General features: G+C 61.8%; 16 protein-coding genes. 5 read left to right on the top strand and 11 right to left on the bottom strand.

Annotation, left to right across the window (positions count from 1 at the left end; all coding sequences use genetic code 11):
• The first annotated feature begins 99 nt into the window (after positions 1-99).
• On the top strand, positions 100-1,803 hold the full coding sequence (rpsA, locus tag OIU37_RS19305) for a 30S ribosomal protein S1 (RefSeq protein WP_003544285.1): 1,704 nt from the start codon (positions 100-102) through the stop codon (positions 1,801-1,803).
• Positions 1,804-2,005: 202 nt separating this feature from the next.
• On the opposite strand, the gene OIU37_RS19310 is transcribed toward rpsA, so the two are convergent.
• The 3 genes from OIU37_RS19310 to OIU37_RS19320 form a co-directional block, all read right to left on the bottom strand.
• Positions 2,006-3,541: a hypothetical protein gene (locus OIU37_RS19310; protein WP_264258430.1), complete on the bottom strand. Its 1,536-nt coding sequence runs from the start codon at positions 3,539-3,541 to the stop codon at positions 2,006-2,008.
• 231 nt (positions 3,542-3,772) lie between these two features.
• Positions 3,773-4,399 (bottom strand): ribonuclease D, encoded by a 627-nt coding sequence (locus tag OIU37_RS19315; protein ID WP_168312060.1) that lies wholly within the window; start codon positions 4,397-4,399, stop codon positions 3,773-3,775.
• A 186-nt stretch (positions 4,400-4,585) separates the two neighbouring features.
• Complete coding sequence (locus OIU37_RS19320) at positions 4,586-5,395, bottom strand: MerR family transcriptional regulator (RefSeq protein ID WP_168312059.1); 810 nt, start codon at positions 5,393-5,395, stop codon at positions 4,586-4,588.
• Positions 5,396-5,562: 167 nt separating this feature from the next.
• On the opposite strand from OIU37_RS19320, the gene OIU37_RS19325 reads away from it, so the two are divergent.
• Entirely contained in the window at positions 5,563-6,843 is a 1,281-nt protein-coding gene (locus OIU37_RS19325; protein WP_065281747.1) for a 4-aminobutyrate--2-oxoglutarate transaminase, read from the top strand.
• Between the two features lie 66 nt (positions 6,844-6,909).
• Positions 6,910-8,391 carry an NAD-dependent succinate-semialdehyde dehydrogenase gene (locus OIU37_RS19330; protein WP_168312058.1) on the top strand — a complete coding sequence of 494 codons (1,482 nt, stop codon included), beginning with the start codon at positions 6,910-6,912 and terminating at the stop codon, positions 8,389-8,391.
• Between the two features lie 46 nt (positions 8,392-8,437).
• On the opposite strand, the gene OIU37_RS19335 is transcribed toward OIU37_RS19330, so the two are convergent.
• The gene (locus tag OIU37_RS19335) at positions 8,438-8,647 is read right to left on the bottom strand and encodes a SlyX family protein (RefSeq protein ID WP_168312057.1); all 210 of its coding nucleotides are present in this window, start codon (positions 8,645-8,647) and stop codon (positions 8,438-8,440) included.
• Positions 8,648-9,097: 450 nt separating this feature from the next.
• Between OIU37_RS19335 and uxaC the strand changes: the two genes are divergently transcribed.
• Both uxaC and OIU37_RS19345 read left to right on the top strand, forming a co-directional pair.
• Positions 9,098-10,513: a glucuronate isomerase gene (gene uxaC, locus OIU37_RS19340; protein ID WP_264258433.1), complete on the top strand. Its 1,416-nt coding sequence runs from the start codon at positions 9,098-9,100 to the stop codon at positions 10,511-10,513.
• Complete coding sequence (locus tag OIU37_RS19345) at positions 10,510-11,967, top strand: mannitol dehydrogenase family protein (protein ID WP_264258434.1); 1,458 nt, start codon at positions 10,510-10,512, stop codon at positions 11,965-11,967. Before uxaC ends, OIU37_RS19345 begins: the two co-directional genes overlap by 4 nt.
• A gap of 232 nt (positions 11,968-12,199) precedes the next feature.
• Here the strand turns inward: OIU37_RS19345 and OIU37_RS19350 are convergent, their stop codons facing one another.
• The 7 genes from OIU37_RS19350 to OIU37_RS19380 all read right to left on the bottom strand — a co-directional run bounded on the left by OIU37_RS19350 (position 12,200) and on the right by OIU37_RS19380 (position 20,927).
• Positions 12,200-14,650 (bottom strand): FAD-dependent oxidoreductase, encoded by a 2,451-nt coding sequence (locus OIU37_RS19350; protein ID WP_264258436.1) that lies wholly within the window; start codon positions 14,648-14,650, stop codon positions 12,200-12,202.
• Positions 14,651-15,526 (bottom strand): choline/ethanolamine kinase family protein, encoded by an 876-nt coding sequence (locus tag OIU37_RS19355; protein WP_264258438.1) that lies wholly within the window; start codon positions 15,524-15,526, stop codon positions 14,651-14,653.
• Between the two features lie 63 nt (positions 15,527-15,589).
• Entirely contained in the window at positions 15,590-16,666 is a 1,077-nt protein-coding gene (locus OIU37_RS19360) for an ABC transporter ATP-binding protein (RefSeq protein ID WP_264258439.1), read from the bottom strand.
• Positions 16,667-16,697: 31 nt separating this feature from the next.
• A complete protein-coding gene (locus OIU37_RS19365) occupies positions 16,698-17,795 on the bottom strand; it encodes a Gfo/Idh/MocA family protein (protein WP_264258440.1) in 1,098 nt (365 codons plus the stop codon).
• Positions 17,795-18,682, bottom strand: a complete 888-nt coding sequence (locus OIU37_RS19370; protein ID WP_131643888.1) for a carbohydrate ABC transporter permease — start codon at positions 18,680-18,682, stop codon at positions 17,795-17,797. The genes OIU37_RS19365 and OIU37_RS19370 overlap by 1 nt, the downstream gene beginning before the upstream one ends.
• The gene (locus tag OIU37_RS19375) at positions 18,675-19,634 is read right to left on the bottom strand and encodes a carbohydrate ABC transporter permease (protein ID WP_168312050.1); all 960 of its coding nucleotides are present in this window, start codon (positions 19,632-19,634) and stop codon (positions 18,675-18,677) included. The genes OIU37_RS19370 and OIU37_RS19375 overlap by 8 nt, the downstream gene beginning before the upstream one ends.
• 6 nt (positions 19,635-19,640) lie before the next feature.
• Complete coding sequence (locus tag OIU37_RS19380) at positions 19,641-20,927, bottom strand: ABC transporter substrate-binding protein (RefSeq protein WP_168317292.1); 1,287 nt, start codon at positions 20,925-20,927, stop codon at positions 19,641-19,643.
• Positions 20,928-20,932: the final 5 nt, after the last annotated feature.

The raw sequence follows: 20,932 nt of genomic DNA on the forward strand, positions 1-20,932 counted from the left end.
TGCCTTCGTCAGAGAGGGCGGACTGGGTTCAGGCCCGTTCAACGCAAACCAACCGGCGCATACGTGTCCGCTTCCGTTTCAGGACACGCAGGAGATTTTATGTCAGTAGCCACCCCCTCCCGCGAGGATTTCGCGGCTCTTCTCGAAGAGTCCTTTGCCAAGAACGACCTGGCCGAAGGCTATGTCACCAAGGGCATCGTCACGGGCATCGAGAAGGACGTCGCCGTTGTCGACGTCGGCCTGAAGGTTGAAGGCCGCATCGCGCTCAAGGAATTCGGCGCGCGCGCCAAGGACGGCCTGTTGAAGGTCGGCGACGAAGTCGAAGTTTATGTCGAGCGCATCGAAAACGCGCTTGGCGAAGCCGTTCTGTCGCGCGAGAAGGCTCGCCGCGAAGAAAGCTGGGTCAAGCTCGAAGCCAAGTTCGAAGCTGGCGAGCGCGTCGAAGGCGTGATCTTCAACCAGGTCAAGGGCGGCTTCACGGTCGACCTCGACGGTGCGATCGCCTTCCTGCCGCGTTCTCAGGTCGATATTCGCCCGATCCGCGACGTGACCCCGCTGATGCACAACCCGCAGCCCTTCGAAATCCTCAAGATGGACAAGCGCCGCGGCAACATCGTGGTTTCGCGCCGTACGGTTCTGGAAGAATCCCGTGCCGAGCAGCGTTCTGAAATCGTTCAGAACCTCGAAGAAGGCCAGGTTGTCGACGGCGTCGTCAAGAACATCACCGATTACGGTGCGTTCGTTGACCTCGGCGGCATCGACGGCCTGCTGCACGTCACCGATATGGCATGGCGCCGTGTGAACCACCCGTCGGAAATCCTGAACATCGGCCAGCAGGTCAAGGTTCAGATCATCCGCATCAACCAGGAAACCCACCGTATCTCGCTCGGCATGAAGCAGCTCGAGAGCGATCCGTGGGATGGCATCCAGGCCAAGTATCCGGAAGGCAAGAAGATTTCCGGTACCGTTACGAACATCACCGACTACGGTGCATTCGTCGAGCTGGAGCCGGGCATCGAAGGCCTGATCCACATCTCGGAAATGTCCTGGACCAAGAAGAACGTTCACCCCGGCAAGATCCTGTCCACGAGCCAGGAAGTCGAAGTCGTCGTTCTCGAAGTCGATCCGTCCAAGCGCCGTATTTCGCTCGGCCTCAAGCAGACGCTGGAAAACCCGTGGGCAGCATTCGCCCGCAGCCATCCGGCCGGCACTGAAGTCGAAGGCGAAGTCAAGAACAAGACCGAATTCGGCCTGTTCATCGGCCTCGACGGCGATGTCGACGGCATGGTGCACCTCTCCGACCTCGACTGGAACCGTCCGGGCGAACAGGTCATCGAGGAGTTCAACAAGGGTGACGTCGTCAAGGCCGTCGTTCTCGACGTCGATGTCGAGAAGGAACGCATCTCGCTCGGCATCAAGCAGCTCGGCAAGGATGCAGTCGGCGACGCCGCTGCTTCTGGCGACCTGCGCAAGAATGCAGTCGTTTCCTGCGAAGTGATCGCGGTCAACGACGGCGGCGTCGAAGTGAAGCTCGTCAACCACGAAGACATCACTTCCTTCATCCGTCGCGCCGACCTCGCCCGCGACCGCGACGAGCAGCGCCCTGAGCGCTTCTCGGTCGGCCAGGTGTTCGACGCCCGCGTCACCAACTTCTCCAAGAAGGACCGCAAGATCATGCTGTCCATCAAGGCTCTGGAGATTGCGGAAGAGAAGGAAGCCGTTGCCCAGTTCGGTTCGTCCGACAGCGGCGCTTCGCTCGGCGACATCCTGGGCGCAGCCCTGAAGAACCGCGGCGGCGAATAATCCTCGCATCCGCCTTCGAATTGAAGAACCCGCCGGAGCGATCCGGCGGGTTCTTCATTTTCAGGCAGTGGAAAAATCCTAGAGCGGTTCAGCTTTTAACGGAGCGCAGAACCGCTCTATCCTCTTGTTTTTACGTAATTCGCGGCAAAACCGCCTGGCGCTTTGCCTGGGAAAACCGCTTCGCACTTTTCCTGGAATTGCTCTATTCCCAGCCGACCATGCGCTGATAGAGCGCATAAACCGGATCAGTGGCCGCGCCGGGCTGATGAGCCGACGGTTCGGTATCGATCATCCTCGGCGCCCACCGCGTGGGCGACGCGTCGGTTTCTTCAGCGTCGGGCTCGGCATCCTCGCCGCCTGACTGCGCCTGCTGCTGATCCTCAGGCGCGTCGTCACGGTGGTGCTGATGCTGGTGGTGCGTTTCCCCTGCCTTCTCGTTCGATGGCGTATCCTTAGCGAACTGGTAAGGCAGCTGGGTATAGGCAAGTCCCTCCGGCATCCTTGCCGCCAGCGGCACATAGGAAGCCTCGGCCGTCTCGGGAACCGGCATCATCTGCGGTTGCGCAGAGATTTCTTTCGGCTGACGGACAGCCGCAGCCACGGTCTCGATATCCATCTGCGATGGGCGGAGTGCTGCGGACTGGCGCGCATCGGGTGCGGTGAATTCGGCCGGCTGCCTGGTCAAGGTCTCGGTCGCATCGCTGATGACGGCGTCGTCGAGGATCGTATCGATCTCCACCGCCGCCTCGACGGGAACATCCTCCAGCACGGTTTCGACGTCCTGCTCGCGGATGATGGTGGCGATTATCTCGGAGACTTCTTCCGTCATGGAGGCGACAATTCCTGCCCAGTTCCTGGGAATGACAGGATCGACCTTTTCCGGCGTCGCGCGGGGTTGGATGGCAGGCGGCTCCGGCGTTTCGTCTGCCGCTGCGGCTTCCGTCGACAAGGGTTGCCCGGTTTCGATCTCCTGCGACCCAGATTTTTCCGGGGCGATCTCCTTTGCCGTCGTCGGGGCGGATTGAGCCCGGTTTTCACCCTTCGGCGTTTCCGGATCGGCAGCTTCCACGGCTTCGGCGATGGCCGCTTCCTCGACAATCACCGGTGTTGCGACCTCGATCAGCGAATCGGCCGGCATGGGCAGCTTGTCTGCCGGGTGGCGAATGGCGGCAGGCAGGCTGTCCTCATGTAGCTGGATCTCGGGGCGAGCTTCGGCGCGCATCGGCGATGCATCGTTCTGGCCATAGGAGCGGACGACGGCGCGGGCGGCGAGATCGCGATCCTTGTAGCGGACGATTTCCAGATAGGCGACGATGCGGGCGGCCTCAGGGCCTGTCGGGTTCTTCAGGGCCTCGGCGATCGTCCGGAGCGGCACGCTATGCCCCTGCTCGGTGAGCTGGCGCTCGACCTCGTCGATCCTGGCTGCTGGCAGCCGCCGGATGGCATCGGCAAGCCGGGAGGCGAAAGCAAGATTGCTCTCGTCCTCGCCACGATCCAGCGAGATCGAGCGGCCTGCCGCATCGATGACATCGAAAAGGGCTTCGACCATGCGCTCGCGCGCGGCAAGGAGCAGAATATTGAGCTTGCCGGCAATGGCGGAATTGAGGTCTGCTGCTTCGACGGCGTTGACAGGTGCTGGGGCGATCACCGAGTGGCCGATACCACCGGCGACGATCGCCGCTGTCTGACCCTGGGACGAAAAGCTTGCATTGGACGCTGCACGAACGGGAGTCAACATGGCATGCTCCTTTCGCAAAGTGACGATGAAAGCAGGCTCTAGAAAAGGACCGCGCTCATCCGGTCCCCTTGCATCCCAGCAGATCCTCCTGTCCGCATGACGCAGTTCCGGCGTCATCGAAATGCATAAAAATTAACAGGAATATTAATGAACAGGCGTTAACGAATCGCTAACGGCCGCCGGCAAGCCTGCCGCACGGCTATTCGCAACCGTAGAATGAAAGCAATTCGCTCAGCTGTGGGCGAAGATATCGGCCTCTTCCCAGCCGAGCAGGTCGAGCTTGGCGCGGGTCGGCAGGAATTCGAAGCAGGCCGTCGCATGATCGTAGCGGCCGTCGCGGATCAACCGTTCCGTCAGCTTATCGCGCAACGCATGCAGATAGAGCACGTCGGAGGCGGCATATTCGAGCTGGGCCGGAGACAGCGTCTCGGCCGCCCAATCGGAAGATTGCTGCGCCTTGGAGACATCGACGTCGAGCATCTCCTTGAGATTGTCCTTGAGGCCGTGGCGATCCGTATAAGTCCGGATCAGGCGCGAGGCGATCTTGGTGCAGAATACCGGTGTCGTGGTGACGCCGAAGGTATGGAAGAGCACGGCAATATCGAAGCGGCCGTAATGAAAGATCTTCTGATGGGTGGGGTCTTCAAGCAGGGCGACGAGATTGGGCGCCTCTTTCTGACCGGCGGCGATGCGGATGATATCGGCGGTGCCGTCACCCGGCGAAAGCTGGACGACGCAGAGCCGATCGCGGCGCGGCACCAGACCGAGCGTTTCGGTGTCGATCGCAATCGCGCCGGTGTAGCGGGCGGCATCGACCGCGGAAATATCGCCTTCGTGATAACGTATGGTCGCTGCCATGAGACTGTCTTTCGTACGAATGCATCTCTTTGGGCTATAGCGCAAAGGCGCAGAGTGCGAAACCGCTTTGCTGCGGTAGAGCGCCATGTGTCCTCTGGACGCACAAAGGACGCTCTACCTTTTTTAATCTCTGCATCGCGCTTTCCGGAAATCGATTTCGATTTTTTCGGGCCGAGGCGCTGCGGTTCAGAATGTCGGCGGCGTATTGATCCAGAGAAGCACGGTTTCGCCATCGTGGCGGTTGCGCCAGGAATGATCGCGGCGGCTTTCGAAATAGAGTGAATCGCCGGGTCCGAGATCGAAGAATTGATCGCCGTCGAGCACCAGTTCGAGCCGGCCGGACAGAACATGCATGAATTCCTCGCCCTCGTGGCGATAAGCGCCCTCGCTGGCAGCACCCGGCGCCAGCACGAAACGATGGCAATCCATCATCCGGCGGCCTTCGGCGAGGAGCTGCACCGCGACACCCGGCGTCGTTTCCGGCCAAGCGCGCCATTCGCCGGCGCGCACCAGCTCTGACACGTCCCCGCTTTTCTCACCTGAGAGGCGCGAGACGGTGGTTCCGTAATACTCTGCCAGATCGTGCAGCGTCTTGAAGCTAACGCCCTGCGAGGTGCGCTCCAGCGTCGAGAGCGTCGACGAGGTGACGCCGATGTCGCCGGCCACCTGATCGAGTGTCTTGCCGCTCGCATGGCGCAGGCTGCGCAGCTTGCGGCCGAGGCCGGTATCCTGGCTTGCCTCGGCGCCGTCGGCGGAAGGTTCCTCACTCTCCAGCGCCTCGCGGATTGCCGCGGGATTGAGGCCGCGCTCGACACGATACCAGGAGATGCGCTTCAGCCGCGCCACATCGTCGGCGCTGTATTGCCGATGGCCGGTTTCCGAACGACCGGGAACCACCAGACCCTGGCTTTCCCAGAGGCGCAGCGTCGAGGCCGAAACACCCGCCAGCCGCGCGGCTTCCGCCACCTTGTAGCGTACAGGCCCAATATCATTCATCCGAAACTATCCCCGATTCCAATCGCCCAGAGCCTCCATCAAAAAGCGTGATGTTTGAAGCAAAAAATGCCTCTTGTTTTCTTGCAGGAAAAATGTAGGAGTTTTATATGCATCTTGCAGAAATTATACAAGATAACTTTCAAACCCTTTCCGCGCAGGAGCCACCAATGAACGCGACAAGCCTTACCGACCGGAAGAACGCCGCTATTTCACGCGGCGTCGGCATGACCACTCAGATCTATGCCGATCGTGCAGAGAATGCGGAGATCTGGGACAAGGAAGGCCGCCGTTACATCGATTTTGCCGCCGGCATCGCCGTTCTCAACACCGGCCACCGCCATCCTCGGGTCATCGCAGCGGTCAAGGATCAGCTCGACCGCTTCACCCATACCTGCCATCAGGTGGTGCCCTACGAAAGCTACGTCCACCTTGCCGAACGGCTGAACGCGCTGCTGCCTGGTGATTTCGAGAAGAAGACGATCTTCGTCACGACGGGCGCCGAAGCTGTCGAGAACGCCGTCAAGATCGCGCGCGCCGCAACCGGCCGCTCGGCCGTCATCGCCTTTGGCGGCGGCTTCCATGGCCGCACCTTCATGGGCATGGCGCTGACCGGCAAGGTCGTGCCCTACAAAGTCGGTTTCGGCGCGATGCCCGGCGATGTCTTCCATATTCCCTTCCCAGTCGAGCTGCATGGCGTCACCGCCGACCAGTCGCTGGCGGCGCTGAAGAAGCTCTTCGCCGCCGATGTCGATCCGCAGCGCGTCGCGGCCATCATCATCGAGCCGGTACAAGGCGAAGGCGGATTCTACTCCGCACCCGCCGCCTTCATGAAGGCGCTGCGCGAGCTCTGCGACCAGCACGGCATCCTGCTGATCGCCGACGAGGTGCAGACCGGTTTTGCCCGCACCGGCAGGATGTTCGCAATGGATCACCACGAGGTAGCGCCCGACCTGACGACGATGGCAAAGAGCCTTGCCGGCGGTTTTCCGCTCGCCGCCGTCACCGGCCGCGCCGCAATCATGGATGCGCCAGGACCGGGCGGGCTCGGCGGCACCTATGGCGGCAATCCGCTCGGGATCGCCGCTGCCCACGCCGTGCTCGACGTCATTGCTGACGAAGATCTCTGCAACCGCGCCAACCAGCTTGGCGGACGGCTGAAGCAGCGGCTGGAATCGTTGCGCGAGACGGTGCCGGAGATCGTCGATATCCGCGGACCGGGCTTCATGAACGCCGTCGAATTCAACGACCGGACGACGGGACTGCCGAGCGCGGAATTCGCCAACCGGGTGCGGCTGATCGCGCTCGACAAGGGCCTGATCCTGCTCACCTGCGGCGTCCACGGAAACGTCATCCGCTTCCTCGCGCCGATCACCATCCAGGACGAGATCCTCGGCGAAGCGCTCGATATCCTCGAAGCTTCGATGCTGGAAGCAAGCGCGGGCCGTTAAGCGCACCCGAACCGGATTTCAATGGCTGCCGGCAACCGGCAGCCGCACTCCCAAGGAGGATATGACATGGCTTTCACCACTGCACTGACCAGACACGTTCCCTTCTCCTCGCCCTTGCTGCGCGATGCCGGCTATATCGACGGCGTCTGGACATCAGGCGATGCCACGAGGACTTTCGACGTGCTGAACCCGGCAACCGGCGAATTGCTCGCCTCGCTGCCCGATATGGGTGCGGCAGAGACGCGGGCGGCGATCGACGCAGCCCATGCCGCCCAGCCGGGCTGGGCTGCCCGCCCGGCCAAGGAGCGCAGCGCGATCCTGCGCAAATGGTTCGACCTGATGGTTGCCAATGCTGACGAACTCGCGGCAATCCTGACCGCCGAAATGGGCAAGCCGTTCCCGGAAGCGCGCGGCGAGATCCTTTACGCCGCGGCCTATATCGAATGGTATGCGGAGGAAGCAAAGCGCATCTACGGCGAGACGATCCCCGCGCCTTCCGACGATAAACGGATGATCGTCATCAAGCAGCCGGTCGGCGTCGTCGGCACGATTACGCCGTGGAATTTCCCGGCGGCGATGATCACCCGCAAGATCGCCCCAGCGCTTGCCGTCGGCTGCACCGTGGTCTCGAAGCCCGCCGAGCAGACGCCGCTGACGGCGATCGCGCTTGCCGTGCTCGCCGAGCAGGCCGGCATTCCGGCCGGCGTCTTCAACGTCATCGTCGGGGTCGACGGTCCGGCAATCGGCCGCGAGCTCTGCGGCAACGAAAAGGTGCGCAAGATCAGCTTCACCGGTTCGACGGAGGTCGGCCGCATCCTGATGCGGCAGTGCGCCGACCAGATCAAGAAGGTGAGCCTGGAGCTCGGCGGCAACGCGCCCTTCATCGTCTTCGACGATGCCGATCTCGACGCTGCCGTCGAGGGCGCGATCGCTTCGAAATACCGCAATGCCGGTCAGACCTGCGTCTGCGCCAACCGCCTCTATGTCCAGTCGAACGTCTATGACGCCTTCGCGGCCAAGCTTGCCGGCAAGGTCGCCGAGATGTCGGTCGGCGACGGTTTCAAGCCGGGTGTCGTGATCGGGCCGCTGATCGACGAGCAAGGCCTTGCCAAGGTGGAAGATCATGTCAGCGACGCGCTTGCCAAGGGCGCCAAGGTGCTGACCGGCGGCAAGCGCATCGACGGCGCCGGCACCTTCTTCACGCCGACGGTGCTGACAGGCGTTGCACGCGGCATGAAGGTGGCGCGCGAGGAGACCTTCGGGCCGGTGGCGCCGCTCTTTCGCTTCGACACGGTCGAGGATGTCATTCAACAGGCCAACGACACGGAGTTCGGCCTCGCCGCCTACTTCTACGCCGGCGATCTGAAGAAGGTCTGGCGGGTGGCGGAAGCGCTGGAATACGGCATGATCGGCATCAATACCGGCCTGATGTCATCCGAGACGGCACCCTTCGGCGGCATCAAGCAATCCGGTCTCGGCCGCGAAGGCTCGCGGCACGGCGCCAACGACTATCTGGAAATGAAATATCTCTGCATCGGCGGCGTTTGATTCACCATCCTAGTGAGAAGGGCACGCGGCATTCAGCCGCGTGTCGTCAATAATGCGGCGGGCGGGTGATCGCTGGCGCGTCCAACGACTGCTCCTCCAGCGACAGGAAGCGTTCGGTCAGCCGGTCGAGCTTGGTGCGCATCTGCTCGACCGTTTTCCATTGCTCGGCGAGCTGATCGGAAAGCTCTTCGATCGTCTTTGCCTGGTAGGCCAGCATTTCTTCCAGCCGGGTGATGCGGTTCGTCTCGTCGGACATGAGAGCCTTTCCGGGTTAGATTGCAGCATTCTGCCGGAGCAGATTTTCGTCAGGGCAAAGGCGATTGGCGAAGGGCATACCTCTTGGTACGTCCGAGCCGATCGCCTTTGCCCTGGCGAAAAGATGCCCGGCCCTTCGGGTTGGCTGAAACGGGCCGCCTGCTCGACCGGCCGGCTTGGCCGTAGAACCGGGCTACGACGCGCGCCGGCCGGTCGACCATCCGACTCCGTTTGAGCCAACAGAATGCTACAATCTAACCCGGAAAGGCTCTACATCCTCCTTTGCCGAAACCGGCAGAACAGATGGTTCTGCAAAGCGGAAATAGGTCGCCTCGTCAATGCTTTCCATGCCCGGCGCGGCCATGCGCAAAACTGTACCGTTTGGTTACTAAAAGACCTTGCCGTGCCTGATGTTGTGGGGTAGGCCGTTATCCATCAGGGAGGAATACTGATGGATGCAGGAAACGGCTTTCTTCATCCGGACCGGCTTTTTCCGGCTGATCCGGCAACACGGACCATCGCGCGCGACCTCTACGAGACGGTGCGCAATCTTCCGATCGTCAGTCCGCACGGGCATACCGAACCCTCCTGGTTCGCCGACGACAAGCCCTTTGAAGACGCGGCCTCGCTGCTGGTCATTCCCGATCACTATCTCTTCCGCATGCTGCACAGCGTCGGCGTCACATTGGACGAGCTCGGCGTGCCGCGGCTCGACGGCAAGCCGGTGGCAACGGGACGGGCGATCTGGCGGACTTTTGCCGCACACTACCGCCTTTTCCGCGGGACGCCTTCGAGCCTCTGGGTCGACCACGCCATGTCGGCCGTGCTCGGCTGCACCGAGCCGCTGACATCAGACAATGCCGATGCGCTCTACGATCATATCAATGCCCAGCTTGCCCTTCCGGAATTCCGCCCGCGGGCGCTGCATCAGCGATTCGGCATCGAAACGATCGCGACGACGGATGGAGCGCTCGATCCTCTGGCGCATCACCAGAAGATGGCGGCCGACGGCTGGATCGGCAACGTGCGCACCACCTACAGGCCGGACAGCGTCACCGATCCCGATGCCGTCGGCTTCCGCGACAATCTCATCAAGTTCGGAGAGATCACCGGCACTGAGGTAACACGCTGGGACGGTCTTATCGAGGCGCATCGGCGCCGGCGCGCCTATTTCCGCCAGTTCGGCGCCACCGCGACCGATCACGGCGTGCCCACCGCTTTCACTGCCGACCTGCCGCTTGCGGAAAAACAGGCGCTGCTCGAGAAGGCGCTGAAGGGGCCGCTTTCGGCCGAGGAGGCCGAGTTCTTTCGTGGCCAGATGATGACCGAGATGGCCGGGCTTTCGGCCGAAGACGGCATGGTGATGCAGATCCATGCCGGCTCCAGGCGCAATACCGACCGCGGGCTTTTCTCGACCCGCGGCCCCAATATGGGCGCCGATATCCCGACAAGCACGGACTGGGTCGGCGGCTTGAATGCCCTGCTATCAAAATATGGCCACGCACCGGGTTTGCGTGTGCTGCTCTTCACGCTCGACGAGACGACCTATGCACGCGAGCTGGCGCCGATGGCTGGCCATTGGCCCTGCCTGATGATCGGCCCGCCCTGGTGGTTCCACGACAGCCCGCTCGGCATCCGCCGTTACCTCGACCAGGTTGTGGAGACGGCGGGTTTTGCCAATATGGCGGGTTTCAACGACGATACGCGGGCGCTGCTATCGATCCCGGCGCGTCATGACGTCTGGCGCCGCGAAGTCTGCCGCTTCCTTGCCCAGCTCGCCGCCGAGCACCGGATTTCCAAGCGGGAAGCCGAGATCATCGCAGGCGAGCTCTCCTATGGCAATGCAAAGAAGGCCTACAAGCTGTGAGCGACAGACTACAAAACCTGACCGGCCTCGCGCCGACGGCGAAACTTCCCGCCTATGACAGGAATGCGCTGAAGGCCGGCATCCTGCATCTCGGCCCGGGCGCCTTCTTCCGCGCCCATTTCGCGCCCTTCACGGACGGCGCGCTCGCAGCCGCAGGCGGCGACTGGGGCATCGAGGTGGCAAGCCTGCGCACGCCCGATGTCGCCGACAATCTGAGCGCCCAGAACGGGCTCTATACAACGTTGATCCGCGATACCTCAGGCACGACGGCTGAGGTGGTCGGCTCGATCCTGAAGGCACATGTGGCGCCGCGCGATCCGGCTGGCCTGCTGGCGCGGCTCGAAGATCCCGCTATCCGCATCGTCAGCATGACGGTGACGGAAAAGGCCTATGGTTTCGATCCGGCAACCGGCGGCCTCGACCTGAAGCACCCCGATATCTTCGCCGATCTCGCCAGCCGGCATGCGCCGCGCGGCGTCATCGGCTACCTCGTCGAAGGCCTTGCGCGCCGCCGGCAGAAGGGGATCGCACCCTTTACGCCGCTGAGCTGCGACAACCTGCCGAGCAACGGCGCGGTTCTAAAACGCCTCGTGCTCGAATTCACCTCCCGCATCGACCCCGACCTGCATCGCTGGATCGAAGCGAATGTGCCCTTCCCGTCGACGATGGTCGACCGCATCACACCGGCCAGCACCGAGGCGACCTATGCCGATGCCGAACGGCTGACGGGCCGCACGGATATGGCGGCGATCGAGACCGAACCCTTTACGCAATGGGTCATCGAAGACCATTTCGCCAATGGCCGGCCGGCCTGGGAAAAGGTACGCGGCGCACTGATGGTCGAGGAGGTCTCCTCCTACGAGAAGATGAAGCTACGGATGCTGAACGGCGCGCATTCGCTGCTTGCCTATCTCGGTTATATCGGCGGCTATGAATTCATCCGCGACGTGATGGATGATGCAGCTCTGGCAGCACTTGCCTACCGCCACATGCATGCGGCCGCCAGAACGCTCGACGCTGTGCCCGGCATCGATCTCGATGCCTACGCCAATGAATTGATAGCGCGCTTTGCAAACAAGGCGATCGCACATCGCACCTATCAGATCGCCATGGACGGCACGCAGAAACTGCCGCAGCGGCTGCTGGAACCGGCAAGCGAGGCGCTGGCGCATGGCGACAGGGCAGAGACCTATGCAATCGCCGTTGCGGCATGGATGCGCTATGCGATCGGCGAGCATGGCAACGGCGAACGCTTCGAGCTGCGCGATCCCCGCGCCGCCGAAATCGCCGCCCTCATCGCCGAAGTCCCGCGCACCGGCCTTGCGATCTCGGCGGCTCTCTTTACCCTTCCCGGACTTTTCCCGGCGGCTTTGACAGGCCACCGGGCCTGGACGCAGGATGTGGCTGACAAGCTGGAGATCCTGATCCAGGATGACCGGTTGCCGCTGTTTTGAGATTTGGAACTTGCTGGCGAAAGAGAGGGTGTGCCATGCGGTACCCCCCACAAGGGGGGAGATCGGATGGGCGAGATGGCTTCCCCAAACAATGAAGGTAGGACGATTCCCAATACGGTAGAGAGGAAACGATGATCCAACCTCCTGCCGATCTCCCCACCTGTGGGGGAGATGCCCGGCAGGGCAGAGGGGGGTACCACACGGCACGCCCTCTCCCGGGTCACCTGTGTTGTCAGGCCCTCACCCGCGCCATATCGGGATCGTAGAGCGGCGACAGCGATACCTTGCAGGGGATGCGTTCCCGCGCGACATCAAGCTCATAGGTGCCGGAGAGGACGAAATCTTCCGTCACGCCGTCGGGATTGCGGACGTAGCCGTAACCGATCGGCTTGCCCAGCGTATAACCGAAGCCGCCGCTCGACAGCCAGCCGACGCGCTTGCCGTTGCGATAGATCGTTTCACGGCCGAGCAAGACGGCATCGGCATCCTCCGGAATGAAGCAGGCGAGGCGTTTCTTCACCCCACCCGAAAGCTGCTGGTCGATCGCCTCACGGCCGCGGAACGGAATATTCTTCCGCATCTTCACCGCCCAGCCGAGACCGGCTTCAACAGGCGTATGGTCGGGACCGATATCCGACCCCCAGGCGCGATAACCTTTTTCCAGGCGGCAGCTCTCAATGGCGCGGTAGCCGGCATTGACGAGGCCGAGCTCGCCGCCTGATGCCATCAGCACGTCGTAGACCGTGGTCGCATATTCAATGGGAATATGCAGTTCGTAGCCGAGTTCGCCGACATAGGTGATGCGCAGCGCCCGCACGGGGCAGCCTGCAATGCCGATGGTCCTGACCTTGCCGAAGGGGAAGGCCGCATTCGAGACGTCGCTGCCCGTCACCTTTTCCAGCACGGCGCGGGAATTCGGACCCATCAGCGACAGCACGGAATAGGCGGAGGTGACGTCGACCAACTCGGCATGCATCTCCGCCGGTATATTGCGTGCGATCCAGTCGAAGTCATGGGTGGCGAAACCGGTACCGGTGACGATGTAATATTCGTTCTCGGCGATGCGGGCGACCGTCACATCACATTCGATGCCGCCCTTGTCGTTGAGCATCTGTGTGTAAACGAGCGATCCCACAGGCCTTGCGACATCGTTGGAGGCGATCCAGGACAAGGCTGCCTCGGCATCCCCGCCCTTCAGCACGAATTTGGCAAAGGACGTCTGGTCGAAGATGACGGCCGCTTCGCGCACCGCCTTGTGTTCGCGGCCAACGGCGTCGAACCAGTTCTGGCGGCCGTAGCTGTAGATATCCTTCGGCTCCTCGTTGGCGAAGAGATCGGCAAACCAGTTCGGTCGTTCCCAGCCGAGCTTTTCGCCGAAACAGGCGCCCTGCGCCTTCAGCCGGTCATAGAGCGGCGATTTGCGGCAAGGGCGGCCGCTCGAATGTTCCTCGAACGGCCAGGCCATGGCGTAATGCTTGCCATAGGCTTCGAGCGTGCGTGTCCGCACCCAGTCGGTATCGAAATGCGGACGGCCGAAACGGCGGATATCGACCGGCCAGAGATCATAGGGCGGCTCGCCCTTCGTCACCCATTCGGCCAGCGCCATGCCGGCTCCGCCGGCCGAAGCGATGCCGAAGGCGTTGAAACCGGCGCCGACGAAGAAATTCCTCAGCTCCGGCGCCTCGCCGAGAATGAAGTTGCCGTCGGGCGTGAAGCTTTCCGGGCCGTTCAGCAGCTGCTTGACGCCAACATTTTCCAGCGCCGGAACGCGGCCGAGCGCCTGTTCCATGATCTGTTCGAAATGGTCGAAATTGCTGTCCAGCAGCGTGTAGTGGAAACCATCGGGGATACCGTCTTTCGCCCAGGGAATGGGATTCGGCTCGTAGCCGCCCATGACGATGCCGCCGACCTCTTCCTTGTAATAGGTCAGCCGATCGGGATCGCGCAGCGTCGGCAGATTGGAGGGCACGCCGAAGGATTCGGTGATGATGTATTGGTGCTCGACGGAGACCAGCGGCACGTTGACGCCGAAGCGGGCGGCAAAGGCGCGCGTCCATTGGCCGGCGCAGACGACGACGCGCTCGCATTCGATGCGCCCTCGCGCCGTGATGACGGCGCGGATCTTCCCCTTGTCGATTTCAAGGTCGATGACCTCGGTATCCTCGAAGATCGAAACGCCCGACATGCGGGCGCCTTTCGCCAGCGCCTGGGTAATGTCGGAGGGATTGGCCTGGCCATCGGTCGGGAGGAAGGCGGCGCCGACGAGATCGTCAACCGTCATCAGCGGCCAGAGATCGAAGGCTTCCTGCGGGGTCAGCAATTGCATTTCGAGGCCGAAGGACTGGGCGGCGGTCGCTTGGCGCCGGACCTCGGTCCAGCGTTCCTCGTTGCAGGCAAGGCGCAGGCCGCCATTCATCTTCCAGCCGGTGCTGAGGCCAGTTTCCTCTTCCAGCCGCTTGTAGAGATCGACGGAATAGCCGAGAAGCTGGGTGATGTTGGCGCTGGTGCGCAGCTGGCCGACGAGGCCGGCGGCATGGAAGGTGGTGCCCGAGGTAAGCTTCTTGCGCTCCAGCAGCACGGTATCGGTCCAGCCGAGCTTGCCGAGATGATAGGCTGTCGAGCAGCCGATGATGCCGCCGCCGATGACCACGGCTTTCGCCGTCTTCGGTAATTCCTTCGTCATTTATCGGTCCTGTTCAAAGGCGTGATAGGCGCGTTCGAAGCGCGCGAGATTTTCGGCCGTGTAGCCGGCGTAATCGAAATCGATGCTGGAATGAATTTCCGAAATCATGCTCCAGAGCGTCTCGCGCAGCAGCGAGGCACATTTCATCGCGGCATAGCGCGTGGCGAGATCATCGGTCAGTGGCCGGTCGAAATAGGTCTCCAGCATCGTGCGCTCGGCCGCTTGCGAGAGTTCATTGTTGGAGGCCAATCCGCCAAGATCGAAAAGCGGCGTGTTGAAACCGGCATAGTCCCAGTCGATCAGCCAGAGCCTCTTGCCGTCATCGAGAAAGTTGGCGGCCAGCAGGTCGTTGTGGCCGAAGGCGATCTCGAAAGGTCCTGCCGCCTCTTCCAGCGTCCCTGCTCGGCCAACGAGCCCCGGCAGCAGAGGAAGATAGGCGCTTTCAGACGCCTTCAGATTGGCGGCGTAATCGCGGATGACGTGGAAGACCCAGAAGATCATCGCCTGGCCGCGGAAATGCCGGGCAATGTCGCGGTGGCAGGCACGCACCAGCGGCACGACCCGGGCCAGCGTTTCCGGCGTCCTGATATCCTGCGGCGAAAGCGCTCGCGCCTCGATATATTCGAGCACCAGCACGCCCGGCGAATGATGGATGACGGCAGGTGAAATGCCGGCGGCATGCGCCGCACAGCTTGCAGCAAGCTCGTTCTGCCTGTTGATGTGATGGATCGGGATATCGGTGCCGAGTCTCACCACGCAACGCGCGACGGCATCGCTGACCAGATAGTTCCGATTGGTGATGCCGCCTGCTAGCGGCGAAATGTCGATCGGGCCCTGCCAGATGCCAAGCGCATGAATCCTATCTTCAGGCGTCATGCTATCCCCCTTGCCCATCTGGAAATGATGGGGCAGAGGGGGATCGGCTGTCAAGCAGCGGGATTAGATCGTCTTGCCGGCGGCATCGAAGACGTGGCAGCGGGCCGGATCAAAGAAGGTCTTAACATTGGCGCCGCGCTCCACCTTCTGCTGGCCGTCGAGCGCAACGGTCAGGAGCTGGTTATCCGGCGTCGTGGTGTAGAGCATGGTGGCGCCGCCGAGATTTTCGACGAGATCGACGTTGACGGTCGAGAGCGTGATTGCGCCTTCGGCCAGCGAAAGATGCTCGGGACGGATACCGAAGGTGACCTCCTGTCCCGCCTCGCCTCTCAGCCGGCGCGGCAGGCGGACAGAATTGCCGCAGACATGGATGCTGGTTTCGGTCTCGCCGACCTGCTCGATGCGCGCCTTCAGGAAATTCATCTTCGGGCTGCCGATGAAGCCGGCGACGAAGCGGTTGGCCGGGTTGTTGTAAAGATCGAGCGGCGCGCCGACCTGCTCGATGCGGCCCGAATTCAGCACCACGATCTTGTCCGCCATCGTCATGGCTTCGACCTGGTCATGGGTGACATAGATCATCGTATTGCCAAGGCTGCGGTGCAGGCGGGAGATCTCGACGCGCATCTGCACGCGCAGTTCGGCATCGAGGTTCGACAGCGGCTCGTCGAACAGGAAGATCCGCGGCTCGCGCACGATGGCCCGGCCGATGGCGACACGCTGGCGCTGGCCGCCGGAGAGCGCCTTCGGCTTGCGCTCCAACAGCTTCTCGATCTGCAGGATCTCGGCGGCGCGCTTCACCTTCGGCTGGATCTCGGCCTTCTTGTAACCGGCCGTCTCCAGGCCGAAGGCGAGGTTCTTGTAGACCGACATATGCGGATAGAGCGCATAGGACTGGAAAACCATGGCGATGCCGCGCTTGGCCGGCGCCACCTCGTTCATGCGCTCGCTGTCGAGCAGCAGCGCGCCGCCCGAAATCTCCTCGAGGCCGGCAATCATGCGCAGAAGGGTCGATTTTCCGCAGCCGGAGGGGCCGACGAAAACGACGAATTCGCCGGGATCGATCGTCAGGTCGATGCCATGGATCACATCCATCGCGCCGTAGCGCTTCTCGACCTTCTGAAGAACGACACTGGTTGCCATCTTCTCAAAACCCTCTCGTTTTATTTATCGGTTACTTCGTTCTTGCGCGCCAATCGGCGTATTTCGGACTATCGGGACCGACCGGCAGCGGCACGTCGGCGCCGCTGTCGGAAGACTGGTAGATGGCGGTGACGAGTTCCAGCGCGCGGCGCGCGTCCCGGGTCGTTACCGGCAGCGGCGCATGGCCGCTCAAAAAGGCATGGAACTGGCCCATTTGCGTGGTGAAACGTGGCGCGACCGGCTGCCAGTCGCCAACCACTTTGTCGATCTGCGCCCGCACGTCGTCATTCGCGGCGATGATCTTCCAGGGATCCTTGCCGGGCGTATAGGGCTCGTGGCTGCTCTCGAAAGTGACATTCTCGAAGTGCAGCCTGAGCCGGCTCAACTGTTCCTGCGAACCAAGCGTGCAGGACAGCGAGACAAAGGCGCCGCTTTCCATCAGCAGGCTGGCGGAGGCACAATCCTCGACCTCGATATCGTTGACGCGGGTGGCGACGCGGCCGAAGACCCTTGCCGCCGGACCCATCAGATGCATCAGCATGTCGTGCAGGTGCAGCGCGTGGGTGACGAGAACGCCGCCGAGTTCCGTCGCCCATTTGCCGCGCCAAGGAACGGCGTAATATTCCGGCTTGCGCAGCCAGAAGGTTTCGACCGAAGCGGTATAGGGCTTGCCGGCGATACCGGCGTCGATGATCCGTTTGGCCTTCTGAATGCCGTCGCCGTAACGGTACTGGAAGATCGGCATCAGCACGCCCTTGGCGGTCTTTTCTGCTGCCATGATGGTATCGACGGCCGCAAGCGAGCCCGTCAGCGGCTTTTCGCAGACGACATGTTTACCGGCGGCAAGTGCTGCGACCACCTGTTCCAGATGAATGCCGGGAGGGGTGCAGATATCGATGATGTCGATCGTGTCGTCAGCCAGCAGTTCTGCAAAAGAAGTGGTGCGCCGTTCGATGCCGAACTCGTCGCCGACCGCTGCCATGCGCTGCTCGTTCAGGTCGCAAATCGCCACGACCTTGAACTTGTCGGAATGCGGCAGGTAACCCTCGACGATATGGGAGCGGCCGATACCGCAGCCAACGATCGCGACCGTCCTGATGCTCATGTCGCTCTTTCCCGTCATCGCCATCAACGCTTCATGCCCGTCGTGGCGATGCCCTCGATCAGCAGGCGTTGGAAGAACAGGAAGAAGAAGAACACCGGCACGAGCGTCAGGGTCGACATGGCGAACAAACCGCCCCAATCCGATGCGCTAGTGGAATCCACGAAGGTGCGCAGGCCGAGCTGGATCGTATAGGTGTTCATATCGTTCAGGTAGATCAGCGGGCCGAAGAAATCGTCCCAAGTCCAGATGAAGGAGAAGATGGCGGCCGTCGCCAGCACCGGCAGCGACAGCGGCAGCATGATCTTCCAGTAGATGCGCCAGGCGCTGCAGCCATCCATCATCGCCGCCTCGTCGAGTTCGCGCGGGATGCCGCGGAAGAACTGCACCATCAGGAAGATGAAGAAGGCATCGCTTGCCAGGAACTTCGGCACCACAAGCGGCAGGATGGTGTTGACCCAGCCGAGATCGAGAAAGAGCACATATTGCGGGATCAGCGTCACGTGATAGGGGATCATCAACGTGCCGAGCATGATCGCGAACCAGAAATTCCGGCCGGCAAAACGCAGCCGCGCAAAGGCGAAAGCCGTCAGCGAACAGGCGATGACATTGCCGGTCACCACCAGCAGCGAGATGACGAGCGAATTCCAGAAGAACCGGCCGAAGCTGATATCGAGGCCATTCCAGCCGCGGACATAGGAGGAGAGATCGATCGACGACGGGATGAGCGAGGTCGACGAGAAGATCTCGTTTTCCGGCCTGACCGATGCCGAAACCATCCACAACAGCGGATAAAGCATGAGAAGCGAAGCGGCGATCAGCAGCGCATGGATGATGAGCGACGCCGGCAGGCTGCGTTTGGTGATATCAGATGGCGGCCTGGCAGCAGTGACGGAAGCGGTCATCTCAGTCATCGTAGTGCACCCAGTAACGCGAGGTCAGGAAGGAGAAGGCGGTGAAGATCGCGATGATCACCACCAGGATCCAGGCGAGCGCCGAGGCGTAGCCCATGCGGAAATTGCCGAAGGCTTCCTGATAGAGGTAGAGCGTGTAGAAGAGCGTCGAGTTGATCGGACCGCCGGTTCCGCCTGATATGATGAAGGCCGGCGTGAAGGCCTTGAAGGCTTCGATCGTCTGGACGACGGCATTGAAGAAGATCACCGGCGTCAGAAGCGGCAGGGTGATCTTGTAGAATTGCCGGAACTTGGAGGCGCCGTCGAGGCTGGCCGCCTCATACATATCCTGCGGGATCTGTCGCAGGCCGGCCAGGAAAATAATCATCGGCGAGCCGAACTGCCAGACGGACAGAGCCACCAGCGTATAGATCGAATAGCTCGGATGCGAGATCCAGCTCGGACCTTCGATGCCGAAATGCGAGAGCGCGGCATTGACGAGGCCATCGCTGGCGAAAAGCTGACGCCAGAGCACGGCAATCGCCACGCTGCCGCCCAGCAATGACGGCAGATAGAAGATGGCACGGTAGATCGGCAACCCGCGCAGGCCGCGATTCAGCGCCATGGCGACCAGCAATGCGAAGGTCAGCTTGAACGGCACCGAGAAGACGACATAGGTTAAAGTGACGTGCATGGCGGCCGAAAATTTCGGATCCGCCGTGGCGATGCGCACGTAATTCGCCATTCCCACCCACCGCGGCGACTGGAGCATGTCGAAGTCGGTGAAGGAGAGGTAAAGCGACATCAGGGCCGGCCCGAGCGTCAACCCGAAAAAGCCGACGAGCCATGGCAGAAGGAAGAGATAACCGGGAGCATTGGCATTCCAAAGGCGCCGGAAGCGTCCTTCGGCCACGGCCCCCTGATATCTTTCCACATTGATGGCCCCTGCGGGCGTGCGCATCGCATTGCTCATACGGGATCAGCCTCGAGCGAGAATCTGCGTAATTTCGGTGACAAGCTGCTTACCGCCATCCGAAGGAGTCAGCTGTCCGAAGGCTACCTGTTCGGCGATGTTGCGCAGAATGAGCTGGCCTTCGCCTGCGCCGGTTGGCGGCGGGGGCGGCAGTGGGCCGGCAAGATCACCGAGGCCGGCGACATAGTCGAGCGGAACTTTGCCGGTTTCGTCGAGCTTGGTGGCGACGACATCGCGCATTGCCTTCGATTCCGGAATGCCGCGCTCGACGTCGAGGATCACCGCGGCATCCGGATTCTTGACGAAGAAGTTGACGTAGTCGACCGCCAGATCCATCACCTTCGACTGCGCCGAGACGGAGAAGAACATCGATGGCTTCCGGTAATGACCGCCCTTTGAGTCCGGCGTGATGCGCATGTAGTTGGTCAGGGCCAACTTATCCTTGACCATGGCTTGATAGCCTACGAACTGGTTGCTGTGTGCGTAGTCGCAAGCAGCCTTGCCTACGGTGAGGGGGCTGGTATCGATCGTATCCTTGTATAGGGCCTGGATATCAGGGGTGACGCAAGCGCCGGCTTCGCGGAACTTAGCCCACATATCGAACCATTCAGAAGCTTCCTCAGGACCGAAAGCGATCTTCGAGTCCGCCGTATAGAGCGCCTTGCCGCGTTGGCGGAGGTAGTTTTCAAGGGCCGGTTCGACACCGCTGCCGTCGGCAAAACCGAAGTAACCCTTGCGTTTACCGGCCTTGGTCATCTCAGCACCGATCTTGCCGAATTCTTCCCAGGTCGTCTTCTGCGTCGGCATATCGATGCCGGCTTCCTTGAAGGCCGCGGCGTTCACCACGGTTGCGGCCGAGTTGGCGCCGAGACTGACACCATACAAATGGCCATCGACCTTGCCGCCTTCGATCTGCGCAGGATCGAAATCCTCGAGCTGCAGCTTCGACGGCATATAGGATTCCAGAGGGGCAAGGGCGCCGCGCCGGGCATATTCGACAATATAGCGGTAGTCCATCTGGATGATGTCGGGGGCGTTGCGGCCGGCGACCTGAGTCGCAAGTCGTGGCCAATAATCGGCCCATCCGAGAAACTCACCGTTGATGGTGGTGCCGGCATTTTTCGCCTTGTAAAGTTCCGAGACCTTATTGGTGCGATCCGCGCGCGGCTGCGAGCCCCACCACAGGAGACGCAGGCGCGTTTCCTGTGCCAAAGCGCTGGTTCCCAACGCCGAGAGCGAAAGAAGCGTCGCTCCTCCCGCAACGAAATTACGTCTGCTTACACGTAGGCTCATTTTTT

The sequence above is a fragment of the Rhizobium sp. BT-226 genome (assembly GCF_025847085.2).
Classification (GTDB): Bacteria; Pseudomonadota; Alphaproteobacteria; order Rhizobiales; family Rhizobiaceae; genus Rhizobium; species Rhizobium sophorae.